The organism is Halomonas sp. KM072, from assembly GCF_050710315.1.
Lineage (GTDB): Bacteria > Pseudomonadota > Gammaproteobacteria > Pseudomonadales > Halomonadaceae > Vreelandella > Vreelandella hamiltonii.
This window is the reverse complement of record NZ_CP136132.1, coordinates 1,871,414-1,886,715: the sequence shown is the minus strand read 5'-3', so window position 1 is coordinate 1,886,715 and position 15,302 is coordinate 1,871,414. Positions and strand designations below refer to the sequence as shown.

Annotated in this window: 13 protein-coding genes; 8 read left to right on the top strand and 5 right to left on the bottom strand. The window is 60.6% G+C overall.

Features of this window, described 5'->3' with window-relative positions:
• Position 1: 1 nt before the first annotated feature.
• Together RVM26_RS08860 and RVM26_RS08855 are read left to right on the top strand one after the other, a co-directional pair.
• Positions 2-712, top strand: coding sequence for a response regulator transcription factor (locus RVM26_RS08860; protein WP_498941671.1), 711 nt, complete (start codon positions 2-4; stop codon positions 710-712).
• Between the two features lie 157 nt (positions 713-869).
• Positions 870-1,436 (top strand): metal-independent carbonic anhydrase family protein, encoded by a 567-nt coding sequence (locus RVM26_RS08855; protein ID WP_287806775.1) that lies wholly within the window; start codon positions 870-872, stop codon positions 1,434-1,436.
• 76 nt (positions 1,437-1,512) lie between these two features.
• On the opposite strand, the gene ydiJ is transcribed toward RVM26_RS08855, so the two are convergent.
• Positions 1,513-4,608, bottom strand: coding sequence for an FAD-binding and (Fe-S)-binding domain-containing protein (gene ydiJ, locus RVM26_RS08850; protein ID WP_498941670.1), 3,096 nt, complete (start codon positions 4,606-4,608; stop codon positions 1,513-1,515).
• A gap of 314 nt (positions 4,609-4,922) precedes the next feature.
• On the opposite strand from ydiJ, the gene serS reads away from it, so the two are divergent.
• The gene (gene serS / locus RVM26_RS08845) at positions 4,923-6,200 is read left to right on the top strand and encodes a serine--tRNA ligase (protein ID WP_498941669.1); all 1,278 of its coding nucleotides are present in this window, start codon (positions 4,923-4,925) and stop codon (positions 6,198-6,200) included.
• On the opposite strand, the gene RVM26_RS08840 is transcribed toward serS, so the two are convergent.
• Positions 6,142-6,990, bottom strand: coding sequence for an SIMPL domain-containing protein (locus RVM26_RS08840; protein WP_498941668.1), 849 nt, complete (start codon positions 6,988-6,990; stop codon positions 6,142-6,144). The two genes, serS and RVM26_RS08840, sit on opposite strands and share 59 nt — an antisense overlap.
• Before the next feature lie 196 nt (positions 6,991-7,186).
• On the opposite strand from RVM26_RS08840, the gene RVM26_RS08835 reads away from it, so the two are divergent.
• The gene (locus tag RVM26_RS08835; RefSeq protein ID WP_287806768.1) at positions 7,187-8,299 is read left to right on the top strand and encodes an AI-2E family transporter; all 1,113 of its coding nucleotides are present in this window, start codon (positions 7,187-7,189) and stop codon (positions 8,297-8,299) included.
• A gap of 60 nt (positions 8,300-8,359) precedes the next feature.
• Here RVM26_RS08835 and trxA read toward each other — a convergent pair whose 3' ends face one another.
• Positions 8,360-8,683, bottom strand: coding sequence for a thioredoxin (gene trxA / locus RVM26_RS08830; protein WP_016914369.1), 324 nt, complete (start codon positions 8,681-8,683; stop codon positions 8,360-8,362).
• Positions 8,684-9,019: 336 nt separating this feature from the next.
• Here trxA and cysB point away from each other — a divergent pair, with 336 nt between their 5' ends.
• Positions 9,020-9,994 (top strand): HTH-type transcriptional regulator CysB, encoded by a 975-nt coding sequence (gene cysB, locus RVM26_RS08825; RefSeq protein ID WP_498941667.1) that lies wholly within the window; start codon positions 9,020-9,022, stop codon positions 9,992-9,994.
• A gap of 97 nt (positions 9,995-10,091) precedes the next feature.
• On the opposite strand, the gene RVM26_RS08820 is transcribed toward cysB, so the two are convergent.
• The gene (locus RVM26_RS08820) at positions 10,092-10,712 is read right to left on the bottom strand and encodes a phosphoadenosine phosphosulfate reductase domain-containing protein (RefSeq protein WP_287806763.1); all 621 of its coding nucleotides are present in this window, start codon (positions 10,710-10,712) and stop codon (positions 10,092-10,094) included.
• Between the two features lie 133 nt (positions 10,713-10,845).
• Positions 10,846-12,204, bottom strand: a complete 1,359-nt coding sequence (pabB, locus tag RVM26_RS08815) for an aminodeoxychorismate synthase component I (RefSeq protein ID WP_287806761.1) — start codon at positions 12,202-12,204, stop codon at positions 10,846-10,848.
• A 252-nt stretch (positions 12,205-12,456) separates the two neighbouring features.
• On the opposite strand from pabB, the gene RVM26_RS08810 reads away from it, so the two are divergent.
• Genes RVM26_RS08810 through prpC form a run of 3 tightly spaced genes read left to right on the top strand, consistent with a single transcriptional unit; the run spans position 12,457 to position 15,295 of the window.
• Positions 12,457-13,203, top strand: coding sequence for a GntR family transcriptional regulator (locus RVM26_RS08810; protein ID WP_287806760.1), 747 nt, complete (start codon positions 12,457-12,459; stop codon positions 13,201-13,203).
• A 4-nt stretch (positions 13,204-13,207) separates the two neighbouring features.
• Positions 13,208-14,110, top strand: coding sequence for a methylisocitrate lyase (prpB, locus tag RVM26_RS08805; RefSeq protein ID WP_062359128.1), 903 nt, complete (start codon positions 13,208-13,210; stop codon positions 14,108-14,110).
• A gap of 57 nt (positions 14,111-14,167) precedes the next feature.
• A complete protein-coding gene (gene prpC, locus RVM26_RS08800; RefSeq protein ID WP_062359127.1) occupies positions 14,168-15,295 on the top strand; it encodes a bifunctional 2-methylcitrate synthase/citrate synthase in 1,128 nt (375 codons plus the stop codon).
• Positions 15,296-15,302 lie beyond the last annotated feature (7 nt).

Here is a 15,302-nt window from a genome sequence, read left to right as displayed (position 1 = left end):
GATGCATATAGTCGTCATCGAAGATGACCCCAGGATTCGCGACTTCTTGAGCAGAGGCCTGGCAGCCGAAGGCTATCAGGTGGAAGCCTTCAGTGAAGGGCAGGTGGCGCTGCTGCACCTCGTCCAGTGTGCCCGGGAGCCCGACCGGCAGCCGGTGGTCATTCTGGATAGGCTGCTGCCGGACATCACCGGCACCGATATGTGTCGCAGCTTGCGCACGGCGGGGGTGGCGTTTCCCATCCTGATGCTGACCGCGCTGGACAGCATCGAGGACCGTGTCTCGGGCCTGGAGTCCGGGGCCGACGACTATCTGGTCAAGCCGTTTGCCTTCGAGGAGCTGCTGGCACGCATTGCCGCCCTGCAGCGCCGTTCCTGGGGCCACCCGGCCAGCCAGGAAGTGAACGAGCTGCGGGTGGGCGACCTGTGCCTGAATCGTGAGCAGCGTAGCGTGACCCGGGGCGGCCAGCGGATCGAGCTGACACCCAAGGAGCTGGCGATCCTCGAACTGCTGATGAGTACGCCCGGCAAGCTGTACAGCCGAGAGCGCATCCTGGCCAGTGTCTGGGGTGCCCACGAAGACCCGCTGACCAATATCGTCAATGTCTATATCCGGCGGCTGCGTAGCAAACTGGACGTACATGGTGCCGGGGAGTCGTTGATCACGACCCAGCGCGGTTTTGGCTACCGTCTGGACCCCGCGCCCTCCCCGTGACGGGGCGGTTATTCACCTTGTATTAATCTAAAACTCGCGCTCTGTTAATACTCTGGTGACCTGAATGTAAGTGTTGGCCCCGTATAGTGAACGGCATCCCTGTTGCATGTCACGTCGCAACAGCTGTAACCGTCGAACACACCACGGAGACGACACCATGTTGAAAAAAATCCTACTCGGTACTGCACTAGGGCTTGGCGCCGCTTCTTTGGCTCAGGCCACCGAAGTAACCCACCTGGGGGGAGACATTACCCCCGAGCAGGTGAAGCAGGCTCAGCAGGCGTGGGGCGAGGCGCTGGTGGCGATTGCCACCACCTATGAAAACGACGGCATCGATGCGGCCCGCGAACTGGCCAGCACGATCATCGATGAAGCCTACGGCTATGAGATGGGCCCGGTGCTGTTCAAACCCACGCTGGCCAGCGAGCCACAGACCTTCCGCACCACGGCTGACGGGGCATTGGCCTACTTCGTGGGCCATAGCGACGACTTCGCAGAAGACAGCGGCTTCGCGCTGAAAGGCTGGCAAGCGGTTGAGATCGACAATGCGGCCATTTTCATCAGTGGTGATACGGCCCTCACCATGGGCCATGTGGCCATGACCGACAGCGATGGTAACGTCACCACGGTCGACAAGACCTGGGGCTATCAGTTGGATGACGAGGGCAGTCTGCGCATCGTGCTGCACCACTCTTCGCTGCCTTATCAGCAGGAAGAGAGCTAACGGATTAGCGGCGAACGCCGGAAAACCAAAGGGCCTGCTGGAGACAGCAGGCCCTTCGCGTTGCGGTTCGAGGCGGTTATTGGCTACGCAGGCAGTGGAGCAGCGCCTGAAGCGGATGAGCCAGCGTTTGCACTGAGTAACGCTTCACCTGGCTACGGCACGAGTACCCGGTGGCCAGCAACTTGCCTGCGTTCTCTTCGGCCTCTACCTGAGGCTGCCAAGACTGGGCGTAGATGGTTTTGGAGGTGGCGACATTACGGGTTTCATGGCCGTAAGTTCCCGACATGCCGCAGCAGCCCGTGGTGGCCAGCTCCAGCTGCAAACCAAAGGCAGTAAACACCTGCTGCCACGCTTTGGGGCTGCCCGGCGCGTTGGTTTTTTCGGTGCAGTGGGAAAGCAGCTTGTAGCCCGGGTCATTCAGCTTCACCGGGCTGGGATTGAGCGTGTTGACACGGGTAGCGAGCCACTCCTGCAGCATCAGCACCGTGGGCACCTGTTCACTGCCCAGCGCTTTGACGTACTCCTGGCGATAGGTCAGCGTCATGGCTGGGTCGATGCCTACCATGGGCACGTCGAACTCGCTCAGCGCCCTCAGGCGTCTGGCCTGCTTGGCCGCGGTGCGCTCGAAGGCACCTAAAAAGCCTTGTACGTGGAGTGGCTTGCCGTTGGCGGAAAACGGCATCACGAACACGCGCAGGTTCAGCCGCGACAGCAGCTCTACGACATCCATCACCAGCTTGGCTTCGAAGTGAGTCGTGAACGCGTCCTGCACGATGATCACGCTCTGCGCTCGCTGCTGTTCGGTGAGCAGGGCCAGTGACGTAGGCGTGGCTTCTGCCACCCCCCAAGCACGCAGCTGCTTTTTCACGCTGGCGCGGGAGAGCGTGGGGGAGTCGCTGATGCCGAGCCCTTTGTGCATCAGTTGGGTGACCCAGCGCTGCCCCAGGGCGGCGTTATACAGAGGGGCGATCCTGGTCAGCGCGGGCAGCATGAACTCGGTGCCCCCGATCACGTAGTCGCGCAGCGGGCGCAAATAGCGGCCGTGGTAGACCTCCAGGAACTGCGCACGGAACTGAGGCACGTTGACCTTGATCGGGCACTGGCCTGCGCAGGATTTGCACGCCAGGCAGCCTGCCATGGCATCGTACACTTCGTGGGAGTAGTCGTGGTGCTGCTGACGGCTGAGGGTGTTCATCACTCGCTTGGGAAAGCTCTTGATAAAGCCCCAGCTGCGTTCGGCTTTCTTCTTGCGCGACTCTTCGACCACGTCGATGCCTGCCTGAGACTGCAAGCGCAGCCATTCACGGATCAGGCTGGCACGGCCTTTGGGAGAGTGTCGGCGGTCGCGGGTGGCCTTCCACGAGGGGCACATGGGGTCGTCCACATCGTAGTTGTAGCAGGCGCCGTTGCCGTTGCAGTAAACCGCTGCGTCGTAGGCCTGCCAGGCGCGTTCGTCGATGGTGCGGTCCAGCTGGCCGCGCATCGTTACGCCATCTACGCGCAGCAGTTCCGGGTCGCTCTGCTTGGCGATCAGCGGGGCATTTTCAGCGGGCGAGGCGATCTTGCCGGGGTTGAGCTGGTTATGCGGGTCGAAGGCCGCCTTGATCTGCTGCAGGCAAGGGTACAGCTCACCAAAGAAGGTGGGGCCATACTCCGAACGCACCCCCTTGCCATGTTCACCCCACAGCAGCCCGCCATATTTCTGGGTCAGGGCGACCACTTCATCGGAAATCTCCCGAATCAGCGCTTGCTGCTCGGGGTCTTTCATGTCCAGTGCCGGGCGCACGTGCAGCACCCCTGCATCCACATGGCCGAACATGCCGTAGGAGAGCTGGCGAGCATCCAGCGCCGCGCGGAACTCGGCGATGAACTCGGCCAGGTGTTCCGGCGGCACGGCGGTATCTTCCACGAAGGGTAGCGGGCGCTTTTCCCCCTGCACATTGCCCAGCAGGCCCACCGAGCGCTTGCGCATGGCGTAGACTTTCTGAATTTGCGGGCGGCCCTCCGCCAGGGTATAGCCTAGCCGTTCGACGCGGGTGTCCTGGCCAAGGTGCCGGGTGAACGACGCTACACGCTCGGCCAGTGTATCGGCGTCGTCGTCGTTGAACTCGATCAGGTTGATGCCCTGTATGGGCGTGCTGCCCGCCGGGAAGAACTCGGCCACGCTGTCCCAGACGAAATCTTCCATGGCCAGCTGCAGCACGGTGTCGTCCACGGTCTCGATGGAGGTAGGGCGGGCGCTACTGTCCATCAGCGCCTTGGCATCGCGCAGCGCATCCATGAAGCTGGCATAGCGAACGTTCACCAGCGTTGCGTGCTTCGGAATCGGCAGTACGTTCAGCACCGCCTCGTTCAGGAAGCCCAGCGAGCCTTCGGAGCCACACAGCAGGCTGTTCAGGTTGAGCTGGCCGTCCTCACGCAGATGGGCCAGGTCATAGCCGGTGAGGCAGCGGTTGAGCGGGGGGAACTTGGCGTCGATCAACGCCTTCTGCTGGTCGATGATGGTGGCAGCGGTACGGTGTACTTTCCCCAGTACGCCTTCCTCGGCCAGTGCTTGCTGCTCCTCTTCCTCGCTCAGCGGGCGGCTGTGCAGGTGCTGCCCACCGAGCAGGATGGTATCCAGCGCCAGTACATGATGGCGGGTCTTGCCGTATTCGCAGCTGCCCTGGCCGCTGGCATCGGTGGAAATCATGCCGCCGATGGTGGCCCGATTGGAGGTGGACAGTTCGGGGGCGAAAAACAACCCGTGGGGTTTCAGAGCGGCGTTCAACTGGTCCTTGACCACCCCAGCCTGCACCCGCACCCGCCTGGCCGCCACGTCGATCTCGAGGATCTGGTTCATGTGGCGGGAAACGTCCACCACGATGCCGTCGGTCAGCGATTGGCCATTGGTGCCGGTGCCGCCACCTCGGGGGGTCAGCACCACTTCCCGGTGGGGCAGCTCGGCAGCCAGCTTGGCCAGGCGCTCCAGGTCTTCGGCGTGCTTGGGGAAGACCGCTGCCTGGGGCAAGCGCTGATAAATCGAGTTATCGGTGGCCAGCACGGTGCGGTTGGCGTAGTCCGGGGCGATTTCGCCCTCGAAACCGCGGGCGCGCAGGGCGTCGAGGAAGCGGACGTAGTGGCCCTTCAAACGTTCAGCGGGGGCCGTGCGGGTATCCAGAGATGCAATCATAGTGAATCGAGCCGTCACTGCTGGGAGCGAATAGGGGAATAGCGTACTTTACCCCAGCTACTCCAAGCGTGCATCTTGCCTGGCCGTTGGCGCTGGCGAGACCGTGAGAGATTATGGTTGCTCAGTATGGTGAGGCTTTGCACTACCTTAGCTTTAAAATGCAGCGTTTTGCTATAGCTAAACGCCTACAATCTTCATGTCCGCTTTTCCCTCGCACAATGGCCATGGCTCCCGTCCGCGCTTTTGCCTACAATGGTCGCCTTTGTCGCGCCCTGGGCGGCGCGTGTCATTGAATTCTGGCCAAGGGATACCTCATGCTCGATCCGAAACTGCTGCGCGGTGATCTGGAGACGACGGCGCAACAACTGGCCCGGCGGGGCTTCGAACTCGATACAGCGGCACTGCAGGCGCTGGAGTCGCGCCGTCGTGAGCTGCAGACTCAGACCGAGCAGCTGCAAAACGAGCGCAACATGCGCTCCAAGGCGATTGGCAAGGCCAAGGCCAATGGCGAAGACATTCAGCCGCTGCTGGATGAAGTGAGCGACCTGGGCGACCGCCTGGACAAGGCCAAGAAAGAGTTGGCTGAGGTCCAGGAGGAGTGGGACGATGCCATCAGCGGTATTCCGAACCTGCCCCATGACAGCGTGCCGGAAGGCAAGAACGAAGACGACAACGTCGAGTTGCACCGCTGGGGCACGCCCCGTGAGTTCGACTTCGAGGTGTTGGACCACGTGGACCTGGGCAAGCGTTCGGGCTATCTGGATTTCGAACTGGCAGCCAAGCTGACCGGAGCGCGGTTTGCCGTCATGCGTGGGCCGATTGCGCGCCTGCATCGTGCACTGGCACAGTTCATGCTGGATACGCAAACCCAGCAGCATGGTTACGAAGAGTGCTATGTGCCCTACATGGTGAATCGCGATTCGCTGATGGGAACGGGGCAACTGCCGAAATTTGGTGAAGACCTGTTCAAGCTCGACGATGAGCGAGAGTACCACCTGATTCCCACTTCCGAGGTGCCGCTGACCAACTTTGTGCGCGACGAGATCGTCGAGCTGTCGGCGCTACCCCTGAAGCTGACCGCGCACACGCCCTGTTTTCGCAGCGAGGCCGGTTCTCATGGGCGCGACACCCGGGGCATGATTCGCCAGCACCAGTTCGACAAGGTCGAAATGGTACAGATCGTCGAGCCCGACAAGAGCTACGCGGCGCTGGAGGAGATGCGCGAGCATGCCGAGGCGATCCTGCAGGCTCTGGAGCTGCCTTACCGGGTCGTGACGCTTTGCACAGGGGATATGGGCTTTGGGGCAGCGAAAACCTACGACCTGGAAGTGTGGCTGCCCAGCCAGAACACCTATCGGGAAATTTCGTCGGTCTCCAACTGCGAAGACTTCCAGGCGCGTCGCATGCAGGCTCGCTACCGCCACCCGGATTCGAAAAAGCCGCTGTTGCTGCATACGTTGAACGGCTCTGGGTTGGCGGTAGGGCGGTGCCTGCTGGCGGTATTGGAGAACCACCAGCAGGCGGATGGCTCAATTAGCGTGCCGGCGCCTCTTCAGCGCTATCTGGGCGGTCAGGAGCGTCTTGCCCTGTAATGGCCCACTCGACGTTCACGCCAGCATCGATGCGAATGGTGCCGGGGCGATAGTCGTTGGCTGAACCGCTACCCACGGCGTCACTCTCGGCGCGCATGGCCATCATGCGTGGCTGGAAGATGGGCGCCTGGGTCTCTTCGATACGCTGGACATGGCCCAGCTCCACGCCAAGGGTGGTGGCCATCAGGTCCGCCTTGTGACGGGCCTTCTCCAGTGCCTTGGTCAATGCCTCATCGGTGGCGGCGTCGCGGTCGTGCAGGTCAAACTGCACGCCATCCAGGGCATTGACCCCCGCGTCGATCAGCGCGTCCAGCACATCCCCCAGCTGTTCTACGTCAGCCAGTTCGACGCTGAACGGGCGTTCGAGACGCGTACGCATCAGGTTCTCCTGCTCGCCGTCTTCACTACGCGGGCCTGCCACGTACTCGGGGTAGACGTTGAGCGAGCCCGCCGTGATGGCGCGCTGCTCGATGCCCGCTTCCTCGATGGTCGCAATCAGCTCACTGGCGCGCTGCTCCAGGCGCTGCCGTGCGTCGCTCAGCTCATCGCTTCGGGTATCTTCCAGGGCAGACACGGCAGAGGTGTGTTCCCACAGGCGTGCGCTGAGCGTCGCCTTGTCGGGCTCGACTTCGACCCACGACTGCGCTTGCACGAAGACGCCAGGGGAAGGAGGGGCCGCCTGGGTGATGGGGGCGACCAATAGCGCGAGCAGGGCGCCTCCCAACACGCCATGACGAAGGCGTTTGACAGGGTGGCGCAGCCGATTGACGGAGTTGAGCTGGGTGTTCATGGAGTCACTTCCTTGCTGAGAGAGCCAATGTGTCGTGAGAGCGAATGTTGGGTGATTACCCGCAGCTTTGAAGCAGAGATGCACGGAAAGTTCACAGGCTAATGAGTCGTGATGACGTCTTTCTCAATAGGTGCACGGTTTGTGCATTGTCACGCCAGCAGCCATTATGTACGGATAACATGCTAAGGATCAGGCTATGTCGAAGTTGTCAGATGAGGATTATCGCAGTATTCCACTTAACGCTACCCTGGCGCTGGCCGCGCTGGTGGTCATTGTTGCCGGAATGAAAGTAGGTGCCGATCTGCTGGTGCCTTTGCTATTGGCGGTGTTCATTGCGGTGGTGTGCACGTCGCCAGTGCAGTGGCTGCATGGCTGGGGGCTGAGTCGGCGTACGGCAGCCATGCTGACGCTGCTGGTGCTACTGGCCTTCATTTCCCTGATTGGCCTGCTGGTGGTCAACAGCTTCGGCACTTTCGTGGAAGCGCTGCCGGACATCGAGGCGCGCTTGTACGAGCATTACTGGAATTTGCTCAATACGCTGGCGTCCCATGGCTTGGCGATCAACCCGGAGCAGCTAAGCTCAATGTTTGCCATGGAAGACGATGGCTCATGGGTTGCCCTGCTGCTGGGAGAGCTGGGCTCGCTGTTCATGCAGGGCACCATCGTGGCGCTGTTGGTGATCTTCATGCTGTTCGAGACGCTGCACTTTCGTGACAAGGTCTCGCGCGCGTTGGAAAACCCTGCGCCTAGCCTGAAACGTTTCAGCGAGTTCAGCTTGACCCTGAAGCGCTATCTGGCCGTAAAGACGGTCATCAGCCTGGCCACCGGTGTTCTGGTGTGGCTTTCCTGCCTGATGGTAGGGGTCGATTTCCCGCTGCTCTGGGGGGTGCTGGCCTTTGCCCTCAACTTCATTCCCAACATTGGCTCTGCTCTGGCGGCCATTCCTCCTGTCTTGCTGCTGCTGGTGTCTCAGGATGGCGGTGTGCTGCAAGCATTCATGCTGGCGTCGGCCTATTTGGTCATCAACTTCATTCTGGGCAATCTGGTCGAGCCGCGGGTCATGGGGCAGGCGCTGGGGCTATCCACCTTCGTGGCGTTTCTTTCCCTGGTGGTATGGGGCTGGATTTTCGGCGCGGCGGGTATGTTGCTGTCGGTGGTGCTGACCATGACGCTCAAGATTGCCTTGGACAGTCATCCACAAACGCGCTGGATGGCGCACCTGTTAGGGCCTGGCAAGCAGCGCCGTTCGACTCTTCAGCCGGGCGATGCGCGGCGGCCACCGCTGAAGCGGGATAAGCAGGAGCAGTAGGGACAGGCAAGGGCGGGAGGGGCAATCACCGCTGGCGAGGCCAGCGGTGATTGGAAGTGCTCAGGCGTTCTGGTCGATGAACTGAGTCAGTTGCGACTTGGACTGCGCGCCGACCAGCGAAGCGACCTTGGTGCCCGACTTGAACAGCATGACCGTGGGCACGCCACGTACACCCTGCTCAGCGGCAATTTCCGGTGCATCGTCTACGTTGACGCTGACGACTTTCAGATTGTCGCCGCGCTCGGCAGCGACTTCATCGACCACAGGTGCCATGACTTTACATGGGCCGCACCAGGGGGCCCAGAATTTGAGCAGGACAGGCTGTTCGGCGTTGAGGACTTCTTGCTCAAAATTGGCGTTGGTGACATCAACATTGTTAGCCATTTGCTTCTCCCGTTTGCGTTGCTCTTGCAGTTACGTTGCCTCAAATGGAGCAACGGTCTATACGCGATTTACCAGCGCTCTTTCACCGCGCCAAGTTGCCAGATGTTAGCGGTCACGGCGGATGCTGGCAAATTCCAGATGCGTTTTACGCTGAAATAGAAAAAATTAATGGATGCTGATAGCGATGATTTTTTATACTATATGGGAATTATAGATCGTTTTTTTATTCACAATTATGCTCGTTGAGCGTCATGCTCCGAGCATCGGGCAGGTACGCAGTGGCAGCAGCGCGGGGCGTTTTGGGACGTTTCCCAGCATCGAACATTAGGTGAGGATATGAAGCTACAGCAACTTCGCTATATCTGGGAAGTCAATCGACATAACCTGAATGTGTCAGCAACTGCCCAGAGTCTGTTTACCTCTCAGCCAGGTATTTCCAAGCAGATTCGCCTGCTGGAAGACGAATTGGGCGTGGAGATCTTTGCTCGCAGTGGCAAGCATCTCACGCGTGTCACCCCCGCTGGCCAGTCGATCATCGAGCTGGCCGGGCAAGTGCTCAAGCTTACCGAAAACATCAAGCAGGTAGCCCAGGAGCACAGCGACGAGCGCCGTGGCAGCTTGGCCATTGCGACCACCCATACCCAGGCCCGCTATGCCTTGCCACCCATCATCAGCGAATTCACGCTCAAGTACCCAGATGTGGCGCTGCACATGCAGCAGGGTACGCCCAAGCAAATTGCCCAGATGGTGAGTGAAGGGCAGGCGGACTTTGCTATTGCCACCGAGTCGCTGGAGCTGTTTACCGACCTGGTGTTGCTGCCCTGCTACCGCTGGAATCGCTGCATACTGGTACCCAAGGAGCACCCGCTCGCTTCGCTGGAGGGGCCGCTCACCCTTGATGCTCTGGCCGAGTATCCCTTGGTGACCTACGTCTTTGGCTTCACCGGGCGCTCGCAGCTGGACGATGCCTTCAAGGCCAAGGGGTTGACCCCCAACGTTGTGCTGACGGCTGCCGATGCCGACGTCATCAAGACCTATGTGCGCCTGGGCATGGGAGTGGGCATCGTGGCCCATATGGCGGTGGATTCTACGCAGGATGATGATCTGGTGGCGCTGGACGCAAGCCACTTGTTTGCCAGCTCCACCACCAAGATCGGCATTCGTCGTGGAACGTTCATGCGCGGGTACATGTATGACTTCCTGGCGCGCTTTGCTCCCCACCTGACCCGCGACCGAGTGGATGAAGCGCTCACGGCAGGGCCTCGCCATGAGCACGCGCTGTTCGAAGGTGTCGAACTCCCCGAATATTGAGTGCGGCCAGTGATTCAGGGTTGATAAGCCAACTCACCGTTCTGTTCACCGCCCCATTGTGTGGTGAGCAGGGCGGTGAGCTCGTCGGGTGGCTATATCAATGCTGCAGGTGCAGCCCACATTCGCGTTTCTCTTCCACCTTGGTGGGGTCGAAGTAGTCGAAGTTGTTGGGCAGGTCATGGGCCTGCAGATATTCGTACATGTCCTTGGCGGTCCACTTCAGCAGCGGCGCCACTTTCAGCAGGCCGTCGCTGTTGCGGCTAACGGACTGCATCTTGGCCCGCTCGGGCGTGTCTTCGGCGCGCAGGGCGGTGAACCAGATGTCGGGCCGCATGGTGGCCAGGGCGCGCTCGAACGGCTCGATCTTTACTTCCTGAGTGAACGCCGCATGGCGCGGGTCGTCGATGCCCGGCATGGGGCCGTCCAAGGCCTCCCGGTGCGCGCGGGTGCGCTGGGGTAAAAAGCTCACCAGGTTGAGGTCGAGCCGTCGAATCACGTCATCGGCAAACCGGTAAGTAGCCTCGGTGTTGTAACCGCTGTCCATCCAGACAATGGGGATATCAGGGCGAACCTGCGTCACCATGTGCAGAATCACGGCTTCGAACGGGCGGAAATTGGTGGTGCAAATAGGGCGCTCGCCCTGACGAAACGCCCACTCGATCAACCCTTGAGGGTCGTTGGCGTACTCTTGATGAATGGCTTCGAGAACTGAGGACATGCTGTTTCCTGTTGAAAAGCGTGCGATGCCCTTAGGCTACCAAAGCCCTGTGTGGTGCCCCAATACCGTTTGGTTTGGGTTTTATATTCCTTTCTGATGTAACAATGCTTCTTTGTTATTCCAACGCGCTGATCTATTCCAGAGCACTGATCAGGTGACGGATCTTGTCGAGGGTTTCCGTGTACTCCTCGTCTGCCTGAGAGTCGGCGACCAATCCGCCGCCGCCCCATACATGCAGACTGCCGTGATCGGCCAGCATGGTGCGAATGGCAATCGAGGTGTCCATGCTGCCGCGGGTGTCGATATAGCCCAGGCTTCCGCAATAGACGCTACGCTGGCAGGGTTCCAGCTCATCGATGATCTGCATGGCGCGTATTTTGGGCGCGCCGGTGATCGAGCCGCCGGGGAAGGCCGCCGTGAGCAGCGAAAGCGGTGAGTGTGCGGCCGCCAACTCCCCCTGAACGACGCTGACCAGATGGTGCACGTTGGGGTAGCTTTCCAGTTGGCAAAGCTGCGGCACACGTATCGAACCGGGGATGCAGACTCGCCCGAGGTCGTTACGCAGCAGGTCGACGATCATCACGTTCTCGGCTCGGTCCTTGGAGCTGTCGAGCAGCTCCTCGGCTAGCGCCTGGTCTTTTGCGGGCGTATCGCCGCGGGGTCTGGTGCCCTTGATGGGGCGAGTTTCGACGCGGCCATCACGGCACTGAATGAAGCGCTCGGGCGACAGCGACAGTACCGCCTGGCCCTGCCAGGCCATATACCCCGAGAAAGGCGTCGGTGTGGCGCGTCTCAGCTGCAGATAGGCCTGCCACTCATCCCCTTCGTAGCGGGCAGAGAAGCGCTGTGCAAGATTGATCTGGTAGCAGTCACCGGCGCGGATATAGCGCTGTACGGCATCGAAGCGCTCGGTATATTCGGCCTGGTTGAGCTGGGCCTTGAACGGCTGCGTCAGCGTGAAAGGCTCGCCTGCTGGTGGGGCTTCTTCCAGCCAGGCCAACACCTCTCGACGGCGCGCATCGCTGGCCACCAGCCAGGCTTGTCGGGTGACGTGGTCAAAGGTGATGCACCAGTCATACAGGCCCAGGCGGGCCAGCGGCAGTTGGGTGGCGGGCGGGTGCTGGCTGGGCACCGTACAGCTTTGGCGGCCCAGGTCGTAGCTCCAGTAGCCGATCAAGCCGCCCAGAAAGGGCAGGTCGCTGTCGAGAGCGGGCGTGGGAAGCTGTTCCAGCAGCCACTGCTGTTGCGCTGTGCTGTCATCGTCGAGATGAGCTGGCAGCGACAACGTGGTGGAGCTGAGCTGTGCCTGGCGGTTTGCGAAGATTTCCAGCGTGGCTAGCGGGTCGCTGCTGAGAATGTCGTAACGGCCGCTGGTGGCCACGGGTCGGCCACTGTCCAGCAGCACCGCCCCTGGCCGTTGCCGTAATCGGGCAAAGGTGGCCAGCGGGTGGGAGAAATAGGGCAGAGCGGATATCGTCAACGCCGTTGTCATGAAGCAAACGCCAATCCGGAAAGGGCGGCACATTTTAGGGTGCTCGCGCCAAGGACACCAGCCGCGTTTATCGACGGCGTTCTCACGTAAGCAGGCGGGGAGAGGGGGTCGCGACAGGGATTGTAGACATTTACGCGGGAGGTCTCGTCAGGCGTGCAACGAAAGGTGAATAAAAACGCTTATTTTCCGAGGTTGACGCCAGAAAAGGGGAGGGTTAAAGTTTCATTATTCCTTAATTGTCGACAATTAGCCATGACCTTACTTGCTTCCACTTCACCACTGCCGGACGGCGACGCCAGCGACGTCGTCTCGCCAGAAGTACGCACACTGGCCGAGCGTGTGTTTCATCAGCTGCAAAGCGCCATTGTGCGCGGCGAGCTAGCGCCAGGCAGTAAAATTACCGAGCCAGGGCTATCCAAAACCTACGGTATCTCCCGGGGGCCGCTGCGTGAAGCCATGCGACGCCTGGAAGCTCACCGCTTGATTGAACGCGTGCCCCACGTAGGCGCGCGGGTGGTCAAACTCTCCATGAAAGAGCTGCTGGAGCTCTTCGACGTACGCGAAGCCTTAGAGAGCATGGCTGCTCGCTTGGCCGCCGAGCATATGTCACCTGAGGAGATTCAGGGCTTACGCGATGTACTGGCGGTGCATGAAAGCCAGGGCGACTTAAAGCGCGGTGAAGCCTATTACCAGCGCGAAGGCGATCTCGATTTCCATTATCGCATCGTTCAGGGTAGCCACAACAAAATGTTGATGAACCTGCTGTGTGACGACCTCTACTACCTGGTGCGCCTCTATCGCACGCAGTTCAGCGCCAGCGGTACCCGCCCTCAGCGGGCGTTCGTGGAGCACCACCGAATTGTCGATGCCATCGAGGCCGGCGATGCCGAGCTGGCCGAGCTGTTGATGCGTCGCCATGTCAGCGCGTCACGGGCGAACGTGGCAGACCGCTACGCCGCCATTCTTGAACAACAAACAACAACCGAAGACAGGAGCTGATGTCATGACCGCTTCATCCACTTCTCGCCTGAGCCCCGGTGGGCGCTTTCGTGCCGCGCTGGAAGCCCAGCGCCCGCTGCCCATCCTGGGCACCATCAATGCCTATACGGCCATGATGGCCCAACGCGTGGGGCACCAGGCCATTTATCTCTCCGGCGGCGGCGTGGCCAATGCCTCCTTCGGCCTGCCGGATCTGGGCATGACGACCATGAACGACGTGGTCGAGGATGCACATCGTATCTGTGCTGCCACGGAGCTTCCTCTGCTGGTGGATATCGATACCGGCTGGGGCGGCGCGTTCAACATTGCGCGCACCGTGAAAGAGATGCAGCGTGCCGGAGTCGCCGCAGTGCATCTGGAAGATCAGGTCGCTCAGAAGCGCTGCGGTCATCGCCCCAACAAGGCGATCGTTTCCCAGCAGGAGATGGTGGACCGCATCAAGGCTGCGGCCGATGCGAAGCTGGATCCGGATTTCTATCTCATCGCACGTACCGATGCGTTCCAGAAAGAGGGGCTCGATGCCGCCATCGAGCGCGCCAACGCCTGCGTGGAAGCGGGAGCCGATGCCATCTTCGCCGAGGCCGTGCATACCCTCGACGACTATCGCGCCTTCTGCCAGCGCGTCAATGCGCCGATTCTGGCCAATATCACCGAGTTTGGCGCCACGCCGCTGTTCAGCCAGCAGGAGTTAGGAGACGTCGGCTGCCGGATGGTGCTCTATCCGCTGTCGGCTTTCCGCGCCATGAACGCAGCGGCCCTGAAGGTTTACCAGAGCATTCTGGAGCATGGCCATCAGCGCGAGGTGATCGACACCATGCAGACACGCGATGAGCTGTACGACTTCTTGAATTACCACGATTTCGAACAGAAGCTCGATGCGCTGTTCGCCGAACAAAAAGACGCTTGAGTGCGCAGGCAATACACCTAATAACAGTGACAATACTGAGTACGTCAGGAGACTACCATGGCTGATAAACCGCTAGCAGGTGCAGGATTACGTGGGCAGAGTGCGGGCTCGACGGCGCTGTGTACCGTGGGTAAAACCGGTTCCGGCTTGACCTATCGCGGCTTCGACATCAAGGAGCTGGCTGAGAAGGCCAAGTTCGAAGAAGTAGCGTACCTGCTGCTCAAGGGCAAGCTGCCCAATCAGGCGGAGCTCGATCATTACATTACCAAGCTGAAAGGTCTGCGTGGGCTGCCCGAGGCCCTGAAGACGGTGCTCGAGCAGATTCCCAAAGACGCCCATCCCATGGATGTGATGCGTACCGGTGCCTCCATGCTGGGTAATCTGGAAACCGAAGAGAGCTTCGATCAGCAGCAGGACGTGGCGGATCGGCTGCTGGCGGTGCTGCCGTCGATCATCTGCTACTGGTACCGCTTCAGCCACGACGGCGTGCGCATCGACACCCAGACCGACGACGACTCGGTGGGTGGCCACTTCCTGCATATGCTGCGTGGTGAGCCCGCTTCCGAGCTGCATGCTCGGGTCATGAACGTCTCGCTGATTCTCTATGCCGAGCACGAATTCAATGCCTCCACGTTCACCGCGCGGGTGTGTGCCTCGACGCTGTCGGATATGCACTCCTGTGTCACGGGGGCGATTGGCTCCCTGCGCGGCCCGCTGCACGGTGGCGCCAACGAGGCGGCCATGGCGATGATCGAGCACTGGCGCTCGCCCGAAGAAGCCGAGCGGGAGATGCTCGGAATGCTGGAGCGCAAAGAGAAAATCATGGGCTTTGGTCATGCCATCTACCGTGAGTCCGACCCGCGCAATGCGATCATCAAGGAGTGGTCGAAGAAGCTGGCTGACGACGTCGGCGACACCGTGCTCTACCCGGTATCGGTACGTTGCGAAGAGGTCATGTGGCGGGAGAAGAAGCTGTTCTGCAATGCCGATTTCTTCCACGCCAGCGCATACCACTTCATGGATATTCCGACCAAGCTGTTCACGCCCATCTTCGTCATGTCGCGGCTGACCGGCTGGGCCGCCCACGTATTCGAGCAGCGTGCCAATAACCGCATTATTCGCCCCAGCGCCGACTACATCGGCCCGGAGAAGAGCGAATGGGTGCCCATTGAAGCCCGTGACTAGGCGTTTG